General features: G+C 72.0%; 14 protein-coding genes. 8 read left to right on the forward strand and 6 right to left on the reverse strand.

The features are described from left to right. Window positions 1-72: 72 nt before the first annotated feature. Complete coding sequence (locus SCK26_RS01250) at window positions 73-246, reverse strand: hypothetical protein (protein WP_318199336.1); 174 nt, start codon at window positions 244-246, stop codon at window positions 73-75. 109 nt (window positions 247-355) lie between these two features. On the opposite strand from SCK26_RS01250, the gene SCK26_RS01255 reads away from it, so the two are divergent. Next, on the forward strand, window positions 356-1,525 hold the full coding sequence (locus SCK26_RS01255; protein ID WP_318199337.1) for a cytochrome P450: 1,170 nt from the start codon (window positions 356-358) through the stop codon (window positions 1,523-1,525). A 404-nt stretch (window positions 1,526-1,929) separates the two neighbouring features. Then, a complete protein-coding gene (locus SCK26_RS01260) occupies window positions 1,930-2,478 on the forward strand; it encodes a TetR/AcrR family transcriptional regulator (RefSeq protein WP_397957134.1) in 549 nt (182 codons plus the stop codon). A 126-nt stretch (window positions 2,479-2,604) separates the two neighbouring features. Here the strand turns inward: SCK26_RS01260 and SCK26_RS01265 are convergent, their stop codons facing one another. The 3 genes from SCK26_RS01265 to SCK26_RS01275 all read right to left on the reverse strand — a co-directional run bounded on the left by SCK26_RS01265 (window position 2,605) and on the right by SCK26_RS01275 (window position 5,395). Continuing rightward, window positions 2,605-3,930, reverse strand: coding sequence for a helix-turn-helix domain-containing protein (locus SCK26_RS01265; protein ID WP_318199339.1), 1,326 nt, complete (start codon window positions 3,928-3,930; stop codon window positions 2,605-2,607). A 254-nt stretch (window positions 3,931-4,184) separates the two neighbouring features. Then, the gene (locus SCK26_RS01270) at window positions 4,185-4,742 is read right to left on the reverse strand and encodes a cupin (RefSeq protein ID WP_318199340.1); all 558 of its coding nucleotides are present in this window, start codon (window positions 4,740-4,742) and stop codon (window positions 4,185-4,187) included. Then, complete coding sequence (locus tag SCK26_RS01275; protein WP_318199341.1) at window positions 4,739-5,395, reverse strand: class II aldolase/adducin family protein; 657 nt, start codon at window positions 5,393-5,395, stop codon at window positions 4,739-4,741. The genes SCK26_RS01270 and SCK26_RS01275 overlap by 4 nt, the downstream gene beginning before the upstream one ends. 571 nt (window positions 5,396-5,966) lie before the next feature. Here SCK26_RS01275 and SCK26_RS01280 point away from each other — a divergent pair. The 6 genes from SCK26_RS01280 (at window position 5,967) to SCK26_RS01305 (ending at window position 12,237) form a co-directional block, all read left to right on the forward strand. Then, window positions 5,967-6,953 (forward strand): class I SAM-dependent methyltransferase, encoded by a 987-nt coding sequence (locus SCK26_RS01280; protein ID WP_318199342.1) that lies wholly within the window; start codon window positions 5,967-5,969, stop codon window positions 6,951-6,953. Between the two features lie 101 nt (window positions 6,954-7,054). Then, complete coding sequence (locus SCK26_RS01285) at window positions 7,055-8,047, forward strand: cysteine synthase family protein (RefSeq protein WP_318199343.1); 993 nt, start codon at window positions 7,055-7,057, stop codon at window positions 8,045-8,047. After that, window positions 8,047-9,039 carry a DMT family transporter gene (locus SCK26_RS01290; protein WP_318199344.1) on the forward strand — a complete coding sequence of 331 codons (993 nt, stop codon included), beginning with the start codon at window positions 8,047-8,049 and terminating at the stop codon, window positions 9,037-9,039. The genes SCK26_RS01285 and SCK26_RS01290 overlap by 1 nt, the downstream gene beginning before the upstream one ends. Before the next feature lie 60 nt (window positions 9,040-9,099). Then, a complete protein-coding gene (locus SCK26_RS01295) occupies window positions 9,100-9,741 on the forward strand; it encodes a class I SAM-dependent DNA methyltransferase (protein WP_318199345.1) in 642 nt (213 codons plus the stop codon). A 168-nt stretch (window positions 9,742-9,909) separates the two neighbouring features. Continuing rightward, window positions 9,910-11,121, forward strand: coding sequence for a methionine adenosyltransferase (metK, locus tag SCK26_RS01300; RefSeq protein WP_318199346.1), 1,212 nt, complete (start codon window positions 9,910-9,912; stop codon window positions 11,119-11,121). Window positions 11,122-11,253: 132 nt separating this feature from the next. Continuing rightward, window positions 11,254-12,237 carry a PfkB family carbohydrate kinase gene (locus SCK26_RS01305; RefSeq protein WP_318199347.1) on the forward strand — a complete coding sequence of 328 codons (984 nt, stop codon included), beginning with the start codon at window positions 11,254-11,256 and terminating at the stop codon, window positions 12,235-12,237. 587 nt (window positions 12,238-12,824) lie between these two features. Here the strand turns inward: SCK26_RS01305 and lanL are convergent. Beyond that, window positions 12,825-15,371: a class IV lanthionine synthetase LanL gene (lanL, locus tag SCK26_RS01310; protein ID WP_318199348.1), complete on the reverse strand. Its 2,547-nt coding sequence runs from the start codon at window positions 15,369-15,371 to the stop codon at window positions 12,825-12,827. 2 nt (window positions 15,372-15,373) lie between these two features. Continuing rightward, window positions 15,374-15,556, reverse strand: a complete 183-nt coding sequence (locus tag SCK26_RS01315) for an SflA family class IV lanthipeptide (protein ID WP_318199349.1) — start codon at window positions 15,554-15,556, stop codon at window positions 15,374-15,376. Window positions 15,557-15,618: the final 62 nt, after the last annotated feature.

Raw genomic sequence — 15,618 nt, forward strand, 5'->3', positions numbered from 1 at the left:
TTCGTCCACGCCCCGCACCGCCACGACCGGACCGGGCTCCTGGGCACCATCGACGCCGCCGGTGTCAAGGCCCTAGAATCCCCATTCGCACTCGCGCGGAAAAACGTCCTCGACCGTCATCCGGCCACCCGGCACCTCCGCACGGCCATCACCACCCGGATCGAGCGAACCGACCACCGGCGCCGCCGACAGCTCCGGATGCACCGTTTGACCCTCATCGACCTCGAGACGATCGCGCAGCGCCACCGCCCCCGGCGGCATGAAACCCAGCTGTCACCGATCCGTGCCTCGGTCCCGGCCGTTCACGCCCGGCACCCGCTGCCCGGACCTGGTGACCTCCAGTCAGGAGGCAGCGATGCCGGCCACGTTCCCCTTCACCACACCACACCACCTCGACAACGAACCCGAAGCCGAGGCTCTGCTCGCGCAGGCTCCGGTCGTCCTCGCGACGATGGGTCCGGCAGACGTCTGGCTCGCCCTTTCCTACACGGCGGTGCGCCAGGTCCTGAGCGACAGCCGGTTCAGCCGGGAGGCGGCCACACTTCCGGGCGGCCCGCTGAAACTGTCCGTCGCCGCCGACCCGTTGCTGGTCACCAGCCTGGACGGCGAGCGCCATGCCCGCCTGCGCAAGCTGATGTCACAGGCGTTCAGCCCGCGCATGGTCGATCAGCTCGAGCCACGCGTGCAGTCGATCGTGGACTCCTTGCTCGACTCCCTCGATCCCACTGCGGATCTTGTGGCGGGTCTCTGCGCTCCACTGCCCTTGATGGTCATCTGCGAGCTGCTCGGCGTGCCCTACTCCGAGGCGGAGGCCATCCGCAGGTGGACCAGGCGGCTGTTCGTCACGGACATCACTCCGGAAGAACTGGGGGCCGCGCAGAGCGAGATGCAGGACTGGCTCGCCGATCTGGTGCGTCAGAAGCGGGCGCGGCCGGACAACGGGTTGATCTCGGCGATGGTCGCCGCCAACGACGAGGGCGACCATCTCACCGAACCCGAGCTGCTGGCCAACCTCGAGGGCCTGCTGATCGCCGGCCACGAGACGACCGTCAACCAGCTGGGCAACTCGTTGCTCACCTTGCTGCGCCACCCGGACCAACTCGCGCTGCTGCGCTCGTCACCGGACCTGATCGGACCGGCGGTCGACGAACTACTGCGCTACAGCAGGCTTTTCTCCTCGGCCGAGGTCCGGGTCACTACCGAGCCCGTCGCCCTGGAGGGTGTCGAACTGGGGGCGGGCGAACCGGTGTTGCCGGTCATCGTCGCGGCCAACCGCGACCCCGGTGTGTACCCGGATCCCGGCCGCTTCGACATCACGCGCGAGGGACCGGCAGCACACCTCGCCTTCGGGCACGGGCCGCACTTCTGCCTCGGCGCGATATTGGCCCGCCGGGAGATGCGGGTGGCGATCGGGTCCGTGGTGAAACGGTATCCGGGACTGCGCCTGGCCGTCGACGAGTCCGCGCTCGCCTACGTGCCGGAACTGGTCTTCCGCGGCCTGGAGGCGTTGCCGGTCACTTGGTGACCCGTGGTCTCTGACACCAGCTCTGTTCCGGCGTCGGCAATGACGGACGGGCTCACACCGCGATGCGGCCGGCGACCGTGTCGCGGTGGTCGGAAGGTCCTGGTCACCAGCACATGCGAGCCCGCCGCTTCCCGGGCCGGAACCACTCGTTCCCGGCCCGATCGCCGTCCCCGGCACAGCCTGAACCGGGGACCGGGCCCGGCCCCCGTTCCCGGGTCGATGGCGGACGTGTCGCTCCCGCCCGGAGCGGCGCCGGAGCCGAGCTGACGGAATGACCGGGTCCGCTTGTGAACCTTTTCTAACCATACCGATGGGTGTAGTGTCAGAGCGTGACTGTCAAGGACGAGACGATCACCGGCCGGAGCGGCAGGTCGCGCGGGGGGCGGCATCTGACCCCGGCCGGAGTGAAGATTCTCGAGACCGCGTCCCGGCTCTTCTACGAACAGGGCATCCGCGCCGTCGGCGTGGAGGCGATCGCCGAGGCGGCGCAGGTCACCAAGAAGACCCTCTACGACCGCTTCGGCTCGAAGGACGACCTGATCGTCGCCTATCTGCGGGCCCGTGACGGCCTGTGGCGTTCGACTCTGGTGAAGCACGTCAACAGCCACGACGGGCCGCCCGGCGAGAAGATCCTGGCCACGTTCGGCGCGCTGCGCGACTGGATGCGCGAGCGCAGTCAGCTCAGGGGCTGTGCCTTCATCAACGCCGCCGTGGAACTGCCCGAGAACCACCCGGGCCGCGAGGTGGCCCGCGACCAGAAGGCGTGGCTCCTCGCGTACCTGGAGGACCTGGCGGCCGAGGCGGGCGCCGAGGACCCGGCGGCACTGGCCGCGCAGGTGCTGATCCTGCACGAGGGCGCCTGCGTCACCCAGTCCATGCGATCGGTGGAACAGGCGATCGACCGTGCCGAACAGATGGCCGCCGTCCTGCTGGAGCGATCGCTCACCCGGTGACGCTCCCTGACGGACGCTGACGGCTCGGTCGGCCTGGACCGGGCGCTCCCGGCCCGGCGGAGCGGCGGGACCGGCGCCTTGCGCCGCGGGCCGGACCGGCCGTGTGGCCGTGTGGCGGGGACGGGTTCAGGCGACCAGTGACGAGACGGAGCGTGTGGACGGCGCCGGGCGGGGGGCGTCCACCGGGCACGGCGCGGCGCGCTCCGGCTCTCCGTCCAGTCTCCGCGACAGGTCGGCGGCGTAGGCGCGCAGCAGGCCGGGCAGGTGGTAGTGGCGCTCGTCGCGGTGCCGGATGAGGTGTGCGCCGGCGAGACGGTGCAGCAGGCGCATGGCCTCGTCCTTGCTGACGCCCGCTGTCGCCGCGGTGTCCGCCGCGTCGAACCGGCCGCCGGGAAGGCGGCCGAGCAGCCGGAACACCCGTGCGCTCGGCTCGTCCAGCGTCCGGTACGAGGCGTCGAACGCGTCCCGCAGTGTCATGTCACCGGCGGCCAGGTTCAACCGCGCGCGCTCGGACTCGAGTTCGGCGGCGAGAGGACGGGCGCTCGGGTGCTGCCGGCTGACGACGTGTTCGGTGGCCAGTGCGAGCGCCAGGGGCAGGTGTCCGCAGCGCTCGGCCAGGACGTCCACCGCGTCGGGCGCGGCGTCGGCACGCGCCTCGCCGATGGCCGACCGGATCAGCGTGGCGGACTCGGCCGGGCACAGCTCCGTCACGGGCAGGGAGACGGCGTCGACCCGGCACATGAGGCCGGGCAGGGCCGTCCGGCTGGTCACCACCACGGCACAACCCGGGGAGGCGGGTAGCAGGGGGAGCACCTGCCGGGCGTCCGCGGCGTTGTCCAGCACCAGCAGCATCGCGCGGCCGTGCAGGTAGGAACGGAAGGTCGCCGCTCGCTGGCCCAGTCCCGCCGGTATGCGTTCGGCGGGCACGCCGACGGCCAGGAGCAGGTCCTTCAGGACGTCGACCGGAGCGGCCGCGGTACCGGGCCCGATGCCCTGGAGGTCGGCGAAGAGCTGTCCGTCGGCGAAGTGGCCGTCGCTCACCGCCTGGTGTGCCCAGTGGACCGCCAGCGTGCTCTTGCCCACGCCCGGCGGACCGTGGACGACCGCGACGGGTACCGCCAGGGACCGCTCGTGGCCCCGCCGCAGCTCGTCCAGGCGATCCATGAGGTCCCGGCGGCCCACGAAGATCCGCTTGGCCACCGGGAGCTGGGCGGGCCGGACCCAGCCCTGGCGCTGGCGGGCGGCCGCCTCAAGGGCCGACGCGATGGCGGTGAACGTGTCGCCCGTGCCGAGCGCCCGGTCGCAGGCCTCGGCGAAACCCACTGAGGGCGGGCGTTTGCCGGTCTCGATCCTGCTGAGGTGGCCGCGGTTGAAGTGGACCCGTTCGGCGAGTTGCGCGAGTGACAGCCCGCGCCGTGTGCGGTGGGACCGCAACAACTGCCCGAATGCCATGGGAGCGACGGCGCCCGGAGCGCGGCCGGGCCCGTCGTGGGAGGACTGGATGGCGGTCAAGCCCTGTGCTGGTTGCCGTAACACGGTCAAGCCCCCAGAAGAAATCATTCGGATCGTCTACGTAGCCTCGCGGAGCCGGTCCGGCGCGGTGGACATGCCGTGCCGTCGACCGGCCGTCCGGTGCGCGTGGGCGCCGCGTCGGGCCGCTCCGCCGGTCACGGGCGGTCACCCGCACGACCGGGCGGTGGCACCGCTCAAGAGGTCGCGAGGAGGTCGTCGAACGAAGGGAAGCGGGCGGCGATGCCGTCCGGGAGGAGATGGGGTTCGCCGCCGGTGCGGTCGGCGAGGAAGCGGATCGCGGTGTACCGCGGGCGGGCTCCCGCGTCGAACCAGTGGGCGGTGCGGGCGGGTACGGACAGCAGGTCCCCGGGGGTGCACAGCACCGCGTGCACCAGGCCTCCGACATGAAGGTAGAAGCAGCCGGCGCCCGCGACGACGAAGCGCACCAGGTCCTCGTCGTGGCGGTGCTCCGTGCGCGATGTCGCGTCCGGGACCGCGTCCGCCGGGGCTTCGGTCATGCGCGCGACGTCGACGGACCAGTGGCCGCCCTCCGCCCTGATGTGGGCGATGTGGTGCCGGTAGGCGTGCAGGATGACGGCGTCCTCCGCGTCGGCCGGCACCCTGCGGGCGGCGTGCCAGCGGGCGAGGCGGACACCGATCCTGAGCAACTGGCCGCGGATGAGGTCGGCGTCGTCGGTCCGCAGCCGTACCGTCTCCGGCCGGTCCTCCGGCATGACCTGCAACAGCGTCATGACGGGTTTCCCGGGGCGGGCTGCCGGCTGCCGGGGCCGCGCAGCGGACGCGCGTGTCCGAACTCCGCCGCCCGCTCCAGCCGGTCGCGGGCCTCGGCGACGTCCCGGCCCCAGACGACCACGCCGCCGCGCTCGACGAGCAGCACCGGCGGAGCGTCGGCGCAGGGCACGTCGAGCGCCTCTCCGTCCGCGGGCGCGGTGCCGGGCCGGTGCGGCAGGACGGTCGGCAGGGGCGGCGTGGCGCGGTTGGGGAGGAGGACGTCGTCACCGAGGGCCGCCTGGTCGGTCCCGTTCCGGCCGGGGCCCGCGGTCAGGCCGCTCAGGGTCGTGACGCTCTCTGCCGGTACGTGGATCACGGCCCCGCAGCCGGGCAGCCGCCGGTAGAGCGCGAGGTGCACCGGTGTCTCGGCGCACGGCCATGAGGTCTCACCGAGCAGCGGCAGTCCCCGGAAAGGGTCGACGAGAACCGTGTCGTGACGGGTCATCGTCTCCTTGCGCACCCGGTCCGCCGTGATCAGGACCGCCTCGCCCGAGGCCACCGAGACGCTGCCGGACGTCCCCGGCAGCCGGCCGCTGCGGCTCAGTGACCGGACGGCCGCCGCCAGGAGGTCCCGTTGCGGCTCGACGTCCGCGCCGGTGCGGACGGGCCTCACGACCCGGCTCCCCGCCCGAGAGGCGAAGGGCTTCTCGGGTGTCCGGCATCCCACGGGTGTTGCCGTGGTCCTGCGGCACGCACGGCCGGAGCACGGCGGGCGCCGTCAACTGATGCGTCGGACGGACGGAACGACACGCGGACATCTCCTTAAGGGAGAGGGAGAGTCAACAAGGTATACCTACCGGTATAGATACATGCTAGGGAGCCGTTTTTTGAGGTGTCAACGGCCCGTGGGCAGGACAGGCGGATTCAGGCCATCCGGTTACCGGGCCCCGGCTCCTTGCTCCATCACCGTCGTCCCGCCCGGGGGCCGGTCCGGCGCGGTCCGCGCGGTGTCGCCGTCGTTGCCTCACAGGTGACAACAGTGCGGCCCTTGAACGGCTGCGCCGGACGTGCCGATAGTGAAAGCACTTCCCAGCAGGGCGCTGTTCCCCGCGAAGGGCGGCCGGTCGCCGCCCCGTCCCCTCCACCGCGGTTCCACACCACGGGGCCCGCCGGCCGCAGCCGGCGCGGCGCGAGCCGGGGGTTCCCGTTACAGCAGCGCGTCACCACGCCGAAGGAGACCCGTGATGGGTGTACACATCGACCAAGCCGAACTGGTGGTTTCGCCGCGCGAGTTCTTCCGGCTCCCGAGGACGGACCGCATCAGCTCGTCGATCGGACTCGGACTCTCGGACCACTCCTACCTTCCGAAGGCGGACGACCCGCGCGCCGACTGGGTCGCGAGCGTCGCCGTGCCCGCGTTCAAGACGCTGGCGCACATGGGTTTCCTCGCCCCGCGGTTCTGCACCATCGGTACGGGCGCCGGCCTGGACGTCCTGGCGGCCGTGGAGATCCTGCGCTCCCGGACCGTCGGCTTCACCGACCTCCACGAGGACGTGCTCGGCCACGCGCGGGACAACATCCGCCGCAACCTGCTGGACGGCGACGTCGAGTTGATCGGGGGCGCCGGCGACCTCCTCGCCCCGCTGGCCGGCAAGCTGTCGGAGGTCGACGTGGTCTACGAGAACCTCCCCAACATCCCGATGGGAGGCGTCGGTGACCTCGCCGACGGCCAGACCAGTTCGACCTTCATCACCCAGCGCAGCGAGGAGGTCCCCGGCTTCGCCGAGAAGAACCTCGTCACACTGCACTACTTGGCGCTTCAGCAGGCGCACGCCCTCCTGCGGGTCGGCGGACGCACGCTGTCCTCGATCGGTGCGCGCATCCCGCTCTCCGAGATCCTGGCCCTCTCCGGAGCCGCCGGCTACAACGGCAGCATCCTGACCTACACCTGGAAGGTGCAGTCCGAGCCGCACGAGGTCGTCGGCGGGTACGCCCGCTGGGAGCGGGAGGGCCTGGGACCGTTCCACTTCTACCCGGTGCGCGTGCTGCGCGAGGCTTTCGACGGTGTGTCGGCCGCGGCGGCCGGTGCGCGGGCGCTGCGGATGGAGCGGGAGCTGGCGCCCTACGAGATCTCCGCCCGGGACGCCTTGGCGCTCGTCGAGAAGGGCGAGCGGGTGGGGCACACGGTGGCGGTCCTCGACTCGGTCAAGATCCCCGCCTCCGCGCTCTGACGCCGGTCCGCGGGCCGGAACACCAGATTCCTCCCGGTCCACCCGCCAGGCCCGCGTCCGATCCCGTTCCGCAGTACCCCGGTTAAGGAGCCGGCATGAACATGCACGCGTTCGTTGGCACGACCCCCCTCGTCGAACTGCAGACCTTCGACGTGCCGGCCGATGTACGGATCTTCGCCAAGGTCGAGTACATGAATCCCGGGGGCAGCATCAAGGACCGGATCGTCCGGTACATCCTGGACGACGCGGAGCAGCGCGGCCTGCTCCGGCCGGGCGCGACGATCGTCGAGAACACCTCCGGCAACACAGGGGCGGCCATCGCGATGATCGCGGCCGCGCGCGGCTATCGGGCGGTCCTGACGATGCCGGACAAGGTGAGCAAGGAGAAGCAGGACACCCTGCGTGCGATGGGTGCCGAGGTCCATGTCTGCCCGACCTCGGCGCCGCCCGACTCGCCGAAGCACTATGTGGCGTACGCCAGGCGCATCCACGCCGAGACACCGGGTTCCTTCATGCTCGACCAGTATGACAACCCGCTGAACGCGGAGGCGCACTACCGGTCGACCGGCCCGGAGATCTGGGAGGCGCTCGGACCGTCGGTGACGGCGTTCGTCGCGTCCGGCAGCACCGGTGGCACCATCTCCGGGACCTCACGGTTCCTCAAGCGGCACAAACCGTCCGTGACCTCCGTCCTGCTGGACCCGGTCGGCTCCGTCTACCACCGGTACTTCCATGAAGGCGTCGTCGACCACGGGCAGATCGCGCCGTACTTCGTGGAGGGGGCGGGCGAGGACCATCTGGCGAAGTGCATGGACTTCTCGGTCGTCGACGACGTCCTGCGATTCACCGACGCCGACGCCTTCGCCACCTGCCACCACCTGGCGCGACGGGAGGGACTGCTCTGCGGCGGCACCTCCGGGGCGAACGTGTGGGGCGCCGTGCAGGTGGCCCGTTCGCTCACCGGGCCGGCCACGGTCGTCACCGTCCTGCCGGACAGCGGCACCAGGTACATCTCGAAGATCTACAACCCGGACTGGCTGACGCAGAACGGTTTCGGCGGCGGTGCGGCCGACGCACGGGAACGGGCACGCTGATGGGCAGCACACAGAAGAACGTCGCCGCGGCGCTGACGGCCGCGCTGCTGTGGGCGTTCGCCTTCGTCGCGCCGGCCGCCGTCCGGCCCGCGAGCGAACTGCTCCTGGTGACCGGCCGCTACTCCCTGTTCGGCCTGTGCGGCCTCTACGTCCTGTGCCGCGGCCGGCACAAGCTCAAGCTCATGCCCCTGCGCAGGATCCTGTTCGGCCTGTACATCGGCTTCGTCGGGTACTTCGTCTTCTACATCTGCGTCTCGTACTCCGCGACCACGGGCAGCGGCTTCATCACCGCCGTCGTCGTCGGCTCGTCGCCCATCACGATCGCGGTGGCCGGCAACTTCGCCGAGAAACGCATGTCCTGGGGCGAGCTCGTCGCACCGGTCGTCCTCATCCTCACCGGAATCACCCTGCTGAGCGTGTCCGACCTCATCGAGGGAAAGAGCGCCGGCACCGCCACCGACTCCGTCGTCGGCATCGCCCTGGCCCTCGGCGCCATGCTCACCTGGTCGTACTTCGTGGTCCGCAACGCCCAGTCGCAGCGCACCTGGGAACGGAAACCGGACCCCACCATCTGGGCGGCCCTGGTGGCGATGGGCGCGGGCGGCGCCTCGATGGTGCTGCTGCCCTTCGCCATCGCCACCACACCGGAGGCGACCTTCGCCCCGTACGCACTGTTCAAGATCATCGCCTGGTGCGTGTTCCTCGGGGTCATCGGTTCGTGGTGGGGCACCTACATCTGGGTCAAGGCGGCGCAGGGCATTCCGGTACCGCTGGTCGGTCCGCTGCTCGCCACGGAGACGATCTTCGGAGCGATCCTGAGCCTGCCGGTGGAACGGCGGGTGCCCACCTGGACGGAGGTCGGCGGGGCCATGTTCATCCTCGTCGGCATCACCGTCTACCTGGTCTTCGACATCAGGAACTCCCGGCTGCGCGTCAGCCGCGACACGCACAGCCAGGACGCCTCGGACGTTCCCGCCGTGACCCAACGGTGAGCCGGCGAGGCGGAAAAGCACGGTCATGATCACTGGCTCCGTCCGACAGGAGGCACTTCCATGAGCAACTCCTTCACCAACGTCAAGCAGTCCCACGTCTTCTTCGACGACGCACCCGGACTCAAGAACTACTACGAGGACTGGGCGTCCCGGTACGACGTGGACCTGGCCGACCAGCAGTGGGTGGCACCGCGGATCGCGGCCAACCTCGTGCACCTGCTGGCCTCCGCCTACGGCTCACCGGAGACCACCGTGTTCGACGCCGGCTGCGGTACCGGTCTGGTCGGCACGTTCCTGAGCCGGCTCGGCACCTACGTCGTCGACGGCGTCGACCTGTCGGAGAACATGGCCGCCGAGGCCGTCAGGACCCGTGCGTACCGGAAGGTGTACGGCGGCGTGGACCTCTCGGTGCCGCGGCGGGACGACCGTCTGGACCAGTACGACATCGTGGTCAGCAGCGGCGTCTTCACTCTCGGGCACGTGCGTCCGACGGCACTGCTCACGCTCCTGGAGTACACCCGGCCCGGCGGCCGGATCGTGGTCACCACCCGCGCCAGCTACGCCGAGGAGACGGGCTTCGCGGACTTCGCCCAGTCCCCCGCGGTCCGGGAACGGGCCCACCTGGACTTCCGGCTGGCGAACGCCCACTACATCGCCGAAGAGCCCGCCGACTACTGGGTGTTCCGCACGGTGGCGCGCTGACGAGGACGCCGGCCCGGCACCACACGGGCGGGGCGCACCCTCCCCACCGACGCGCCCCGCCCGGCCCACCGCACCCGTTCCGCCCGAAGGACGCACCGCTCCGTCACGGCACGCCCGCCGCGCGCCCGCCGGCTGCCACGTGCCCACCCACCACAGTCCTGGAGTGCCATGTCCCGCAGCCTGTTCACCTCGGAGTCCGTGACCGAGGGACACCCCGACAAGATCGCCGACCAGATCAGCGACACCATCCTCGACGCGCTGCTGCGCGAGGACCCCGCCTCGCGTGTCGCCATCGAGACCCTGATCACGACCGGCCAGGTACACATCGCCGGCGAGGTGACCACCTCCGCCTACGCCGACATCGCGTCCCTGGTGCGCCACAAGATCCTCGACATCGGCTACGACTCCTCGGCCAAGGGGTTCGACGGCGCCTCCTGCGGCGTCTCGGTGTCCATCGGCGCCCAGTCCCCGGACATCGCCCAGGGTGTCGACGCCGCGTACGAGGCCCGGGTCGAGGGCGACGACGACGAGCTGGACCGGCAGGGCGCGGGCGACCAGGGCCTGATGTTCGGTTACGCGACGACCGAGACACCCTGCCTGATGCCGTTGCCGATCGAACTGGCCCACCGCCTCTCGCGCCGGCTCACCGAGGTCCGCAAGAACGGCACCGTGCCCTATCTTCGTCCCGACGGCAAGACCCAGGTCACCGTCGAGTACCTCGGCAGCCAGCCGGTGCGTCTGGACACGGTCGTCGTGTCCACGCAGCATGCCGGCGACATCGACCTGGACGGGCTGCTCACTCCCGACATCCGCGTGCACGTCGTCGAGCACGTCCTGGCCGGGCTCGCCGACGACGGGATCAAGCTGGACACCGAGGGCCACCGGCTGCTCGTGAACCCCACCGGCCGGTTCGAGGTCGGCGGCCCGATGGGCGACGCCGGCCTGACCGGCCGCAAGATCATCATCGACACCTACGGCGGCATGGCCCGCCACGGCGGCGGCGCCTTCTCCGGCAAGGACCCGTCCAAGGTGGACCGCTCGGCCGCGTACGCGATGCGCTGGGTCGCCAAGAACGTCGTCGCGGCCGGACTCGCCCAACGCTGCGAGGTCCAGGTGGCGTACGCCATCGGCAAGGCCGAGCCGGTGGGCCTGCTCGTGGAGACCTTCGGCACGCACGCGGTCGCCGTCGAGCGGATCGAGGCCGCCATCACCCGGGTGTTCGACCTCCGCCCGGCCGCGATCGTCCGGGACCTCGACCTGCTCAGGCCGATCTACGCGCAGACCGCCGCCTACGGCCACTTCGGCCGTGAGCTGCCGGACTTCACCTGGGAGCGCACCGACCGGGCCGACGCCCTGCGCAAGGCGGTGGCCGCGGGCTGACGGCCGAACGCCGGCCCGCCCCGGCACCGCGGTGTGCGGCACGCCCGGCCGCACACCGCCCTTCCGCGCGGCGCGCGCCGCCTGCGCCGTTCCCTTCCCGGTTCCGGGCCCCGGGTCCAAGGAGTGCTGCCCATGCGTATCGCCGTGACCGGCTCGATAGCCACCGACCACCTCATGGTGTTCCCCGGACGCTTCGCCGAGCAGTTGCTGACCGAGCAGCTGGAACGCGTCTCCCTGTCCTTCCTCGCCGACCGGCTGGAAGTGCGCCGGGGCGGCGTCGGCGCCAACATCGCCTTCGGTCTCGGGCTGCTCGGCCTCGACCCGCTGCTCGTCGGCGCGGCCGGTGTCGACTTCGCCGAGTACGACGCCTGGCTGCGGGCCCACGGCGTCGACACGTCCGCGGTCCGCATCGACGAACGGGCGCACACCGCGCGGTTCGTGTGCACGACCGACCAGGACCAGAACCAGATCGCCACCTTCTACGCCGGCGCCATGGCCGGCGCCGCCCGCATCGACCTCGCCGCCGTCGCCGAACGCGCCGGCCGGCCCGACCTGGTCCTGGTCGGCGCCGACGATCCCGAAGCCATGCTGCGGCACACCGCCACGGCGCACCGGCTCGGCATCCCGGTCGCCGCCGACCCCTCGCAGCAGCTCGCGCGCCTCGACGGCGAGCAGGCGCGCCGGCTCGTCGACGGCGCGCGCTGGCTGTTCACCAACGAGTACGAGGCCGCCCTGCTGCAGGAACGCACCGGTTGGACGAAGGAGCAGCTCCTCGGCCGGGTCGGCACCTGGATCACCACTCTGGGCGCGGACGGCGTGTCCCTGGCCGCTGCGGGAGCCCCGGCCGTGCGCATACCGGCGGTGGCCACGCACCACATCGCCGATCCCACGGGGGCGGGGGACGCCTTCCGCTGCGGATTCCTCGCCGGCACGGCGTGGCGGTGGCCGCAGGAGCAGGCCGCCCGGCTCGGCTGCGCCCTGGCCACCACCGTGCTCGAGTCGGTCGGCACCCAGGAGTACAAGCTGATCCCGTCGGACCTGGTCGCCCGCATCGACCGCGCGTACGGCAGCGAGGCGGCCCGCGTGGCCGAGCCGCGCCTCGTCCCGGTGCCGTGAGCACGATGGACGTACAGCCGGTGGGCGGGCGGCCGTACGCCTCCGGTGGCAGGCCCGCTCTTCGTGCGGCGGCCGAGGCCGAGTTCCGGCGCGTGGTGCCGTTCGCGGACCTCTGCGCCTCGGTGCCGAGCTTGCGGCCGCCGGACAGCGCGGTGCCCTCCCGGCAGGGCCGGACCACCCCGGAACTCCCCCGTCATCGCCCTACGGGCACCGGACGGAAGCGGAACCGGACCGGCGGGGCCGATACCGGCCCGTGAGCCGGACAGCACGACGTCGGACTCGCCCCGTCGGACGCCGACGGGCCAAGCAGGACGCGTACGGACGCAAGACCGGGACCGGTTGACGGAACCGGCCGCGTACTGGACGAGGCCACGTGCCGGACGGTTAGGAGCCCGGTAGCGGGGCCGGGTGGCGCGGTCCGGTGACGGCCGAGGCGGTGAGGGAGAGCGGGCCGATGGGTGGAGCTGCCCGCCCGGCTCCGCGGGCGCGGACAGGCCGGGAAGGTTCGTCGCGCACGCTCTGCGGGCAAGGCGATGCGCGGTCGGACCGGGCGGCCGGTCCTGCCCGGACGACGGCGGTGGCAGCGGTCAGGCGGCGAGGCCGAGTCGCGGGCCGCCCCGGTCGCGCAGCCGTCTGAAGAAGGCCAGCACGCCCGCGGAGCCGCCGGCCCAGGCGGCACTCGACCGGGCGAGACCGGTGTCCGGGAACACGGGCCGGGACCAGGTGCCGCCGCTGCGGCCGAGGATGAGCAGGGCGACGGTCTCGGCCGCGTCCCGGAACTCCTCGGACGCGGTCGCCTCCGCGACGTCCACCATCAGGTCTCCCACTCCGGCCAGTCCGCAGCATTGCGTGACCAGCGGCATCCGCGGTGCCAGCGCGGCACACGCACGCGCGGCCCGCTGGGCGAGGTCGAGGTACCCGGGTTCGTCGAGGCGTTCGGCGGCCCGGACGAGTACGGTCCCGATGCCGGCCAGGCCCCGGCACCACGAGCCGTAGCGGCGGGTCGCCCCCGGCTCCGCGGCCGCCGCGATGATGTCCGGCGTCACGGCGGCCAGATGCGCGGCGGCCTTCTCGGAGCGGCTGACCGCGTCCGGGTCCCCGGTCACGCCGGCGTATTCGAGCAAGAAGCAGGCGACGCCCGCCTCGCCGTGCGCGATGCCCTCGCGGAGTGCGGCGTCACCGGCCCGGTCCGAACCGGTCGGGGTCAGCCGGGCGATGTCCGACGCCAGCATCCGGTCGCAGTCGGCGGCGACGGCCAGGTGCCGGTCCGCGGCGTGCCGGTGACCGGACCGGAGAGCGTGCCGGGCGAGCAGCAACCGGCCGAGGCCGATTCCGGCGGCGCCCGCGATCAGGTCCGCCTCCGGCGGTCCGCCGTCCGGCGCGCGATCCGGCAGGACGGAGTACCGGGATCGCACGACCGCGTCCGGCACCGGCTCCAACCCGGCCTCCGCGAGGAAGAGTTCGACACCGGTGCGGCCCGTGTAGAAGCCGGGTGGCAGGTTCCTCGACTGTTCCGCCGTCCACCGCGCCAACGCGGTGACGGTCGAACGCACGTGGGGCCGGTTCGCGTGGTGGAGGAGTTCCAGTCCGAGTCCCGAACTGCCGCCGTAGACGTCGATGGAGGTGGGGACGTTCAGCCGCGCGGCCCGTACCGGGTCCACGATCGCCTGCGCTTCGCCGACGCAGAACGCGGTCGTGTGCTCGATGATCTCGTCCAGCAGGTCGCTGTCGATCCGGGGACGCGCGGGCCGGCGTGCGGGTCCGGCGGTGCCGGTGCGCATGCCGTCGGCGGCGGCGGTCCGGACGGCCGGGTCGAAGCTCAGGAGGCCGGTGATCGACGACCGGATCTTCCGGTGGGCGCGCCCGGGCAGCGCCCATGCCAGGCAGGCCAGGGTCCGGTCCCGGTTGGTCCCGTGGTCGGTGTCGACGATCACCGGGTCCATGCCGGTGGCGGCGAAGAAGAGCGTCGCGCCGAGCGCGTAGTAGTCGTCGGCCGGGGCGGCCGGTCCGGTCGCGCGCAGAACCGGCTCGGTGTATCCGGGGGTCGCTCCTCCCGGGCCGGCGCCCTTCCACTCGCTGATCCCGAAGTCGATCACGTGGCAGTGGCCGGGACTGGCGTCGTCGAGCACGACGTTGCCGGGCTTGAGGTCGCGGACGACCACGTTCCGGGCGTGGATCGCGTCCAGGACGCGCAAGAGCCGGGCGGCGAGGACGGACAGGGCGCGCGCCGGCCGGATGCCGTCGTCCCGGTAGGGGCCGTTCCGCAGGACCTCCCTGCGCAGGTCCCGGTCGCCGCAACCGCTCATCACCAGGTACTCGTCCGACTGGTGAGCGAAGTAGTCCAGGGCGCGGGGCACGCCCGTGACGCCGTCGAGCACGGTGAGGACCGTGCGCTCGTTACGCAGCCGGTGGCGGGCGTCCGTACCGGATTCGTCCTCGCCCACGAAGGCCCTCGCCTGTTTGACCACCACCGGCCGCCCGGAAGTACGGTCGACCGCGCGATAGACGTTGCCCCGGGCCGCGCGCGCGATGCCGGTGGTGATTGTGTAGCGTCCGCCGCCGAAGCCGGGCGCGGACGGCTCCTCACCGTGTGGTGCGGAGCGTTTCACGAAGGGGTCCTCGGCCCAGGGCGGGCACCGGTAGCGGCCGACGGCCAGGCCGTCGAAGATCCGGCCGTCCGGCCCGGCCATGACGGATTCCAGCCGTCCGCTCCGGCCGGTCCGGTAGTCGCCCGTGAAGGGGCCGTAGCGGTAGTAGACCGGGGCCCTCGGATCGACCCGCCGGTCGCTGACGACCCGCGGGCCTTCCCGGTCACGCAGTACGGCGGCGAGTTCCCTGGCGACCTCGACCACGGTGCCGGCCAGTGGGTAGACGGTGATCGCCTTGCCGACGGCTGCGGCGCTCACCTCCCCGGAGTTGAGGCGGCGCAGCGTATCGGGGTCGCGGGCGAACTTCGCGTGGCAGACGTGCCGGGACAGCACCGGCAGGACGAGCCGTATCACGGCGTCGAGGTCGCCGGGACGCGCCGAGACGTGCAGCTTCCAGCCGTGTTTCATCGCCGGCATCCGCGGATCGTTCAGGTACGACCACGTGTCGTCGCACGAACCGCTGCGGCCGGCGATGGAAACGGCCACCGCTACGAGTTCAGATCACAGGCGAATCGGGTGGTGGCGGTCACCCAGGGGTCGGCGAGACACGCCGTGGGGTCGAGGTGGCCGCGGTCGTCGTCCTCGAACACGATCGCCTCGTCGTCGATCTCCAGCGGACCCGCATCGCGGAATCCGTCGGCTTCCAGAAGATCCGGCACGGCTATGGGCATGTGACGCCTCCGTGGTCTGTCGTGCGCTGAGGAGCGGGCAATGGCCGACAGGGACCGGTGGG

Source organism: Streptomyces sp. SCL15-4 (assembly GCF_033366695.1).
Lineage (GTDB): Bacteria > Actinomycetota > Actinomycetes > Streptomycetales > Streptomycetaceae > Streptomyces.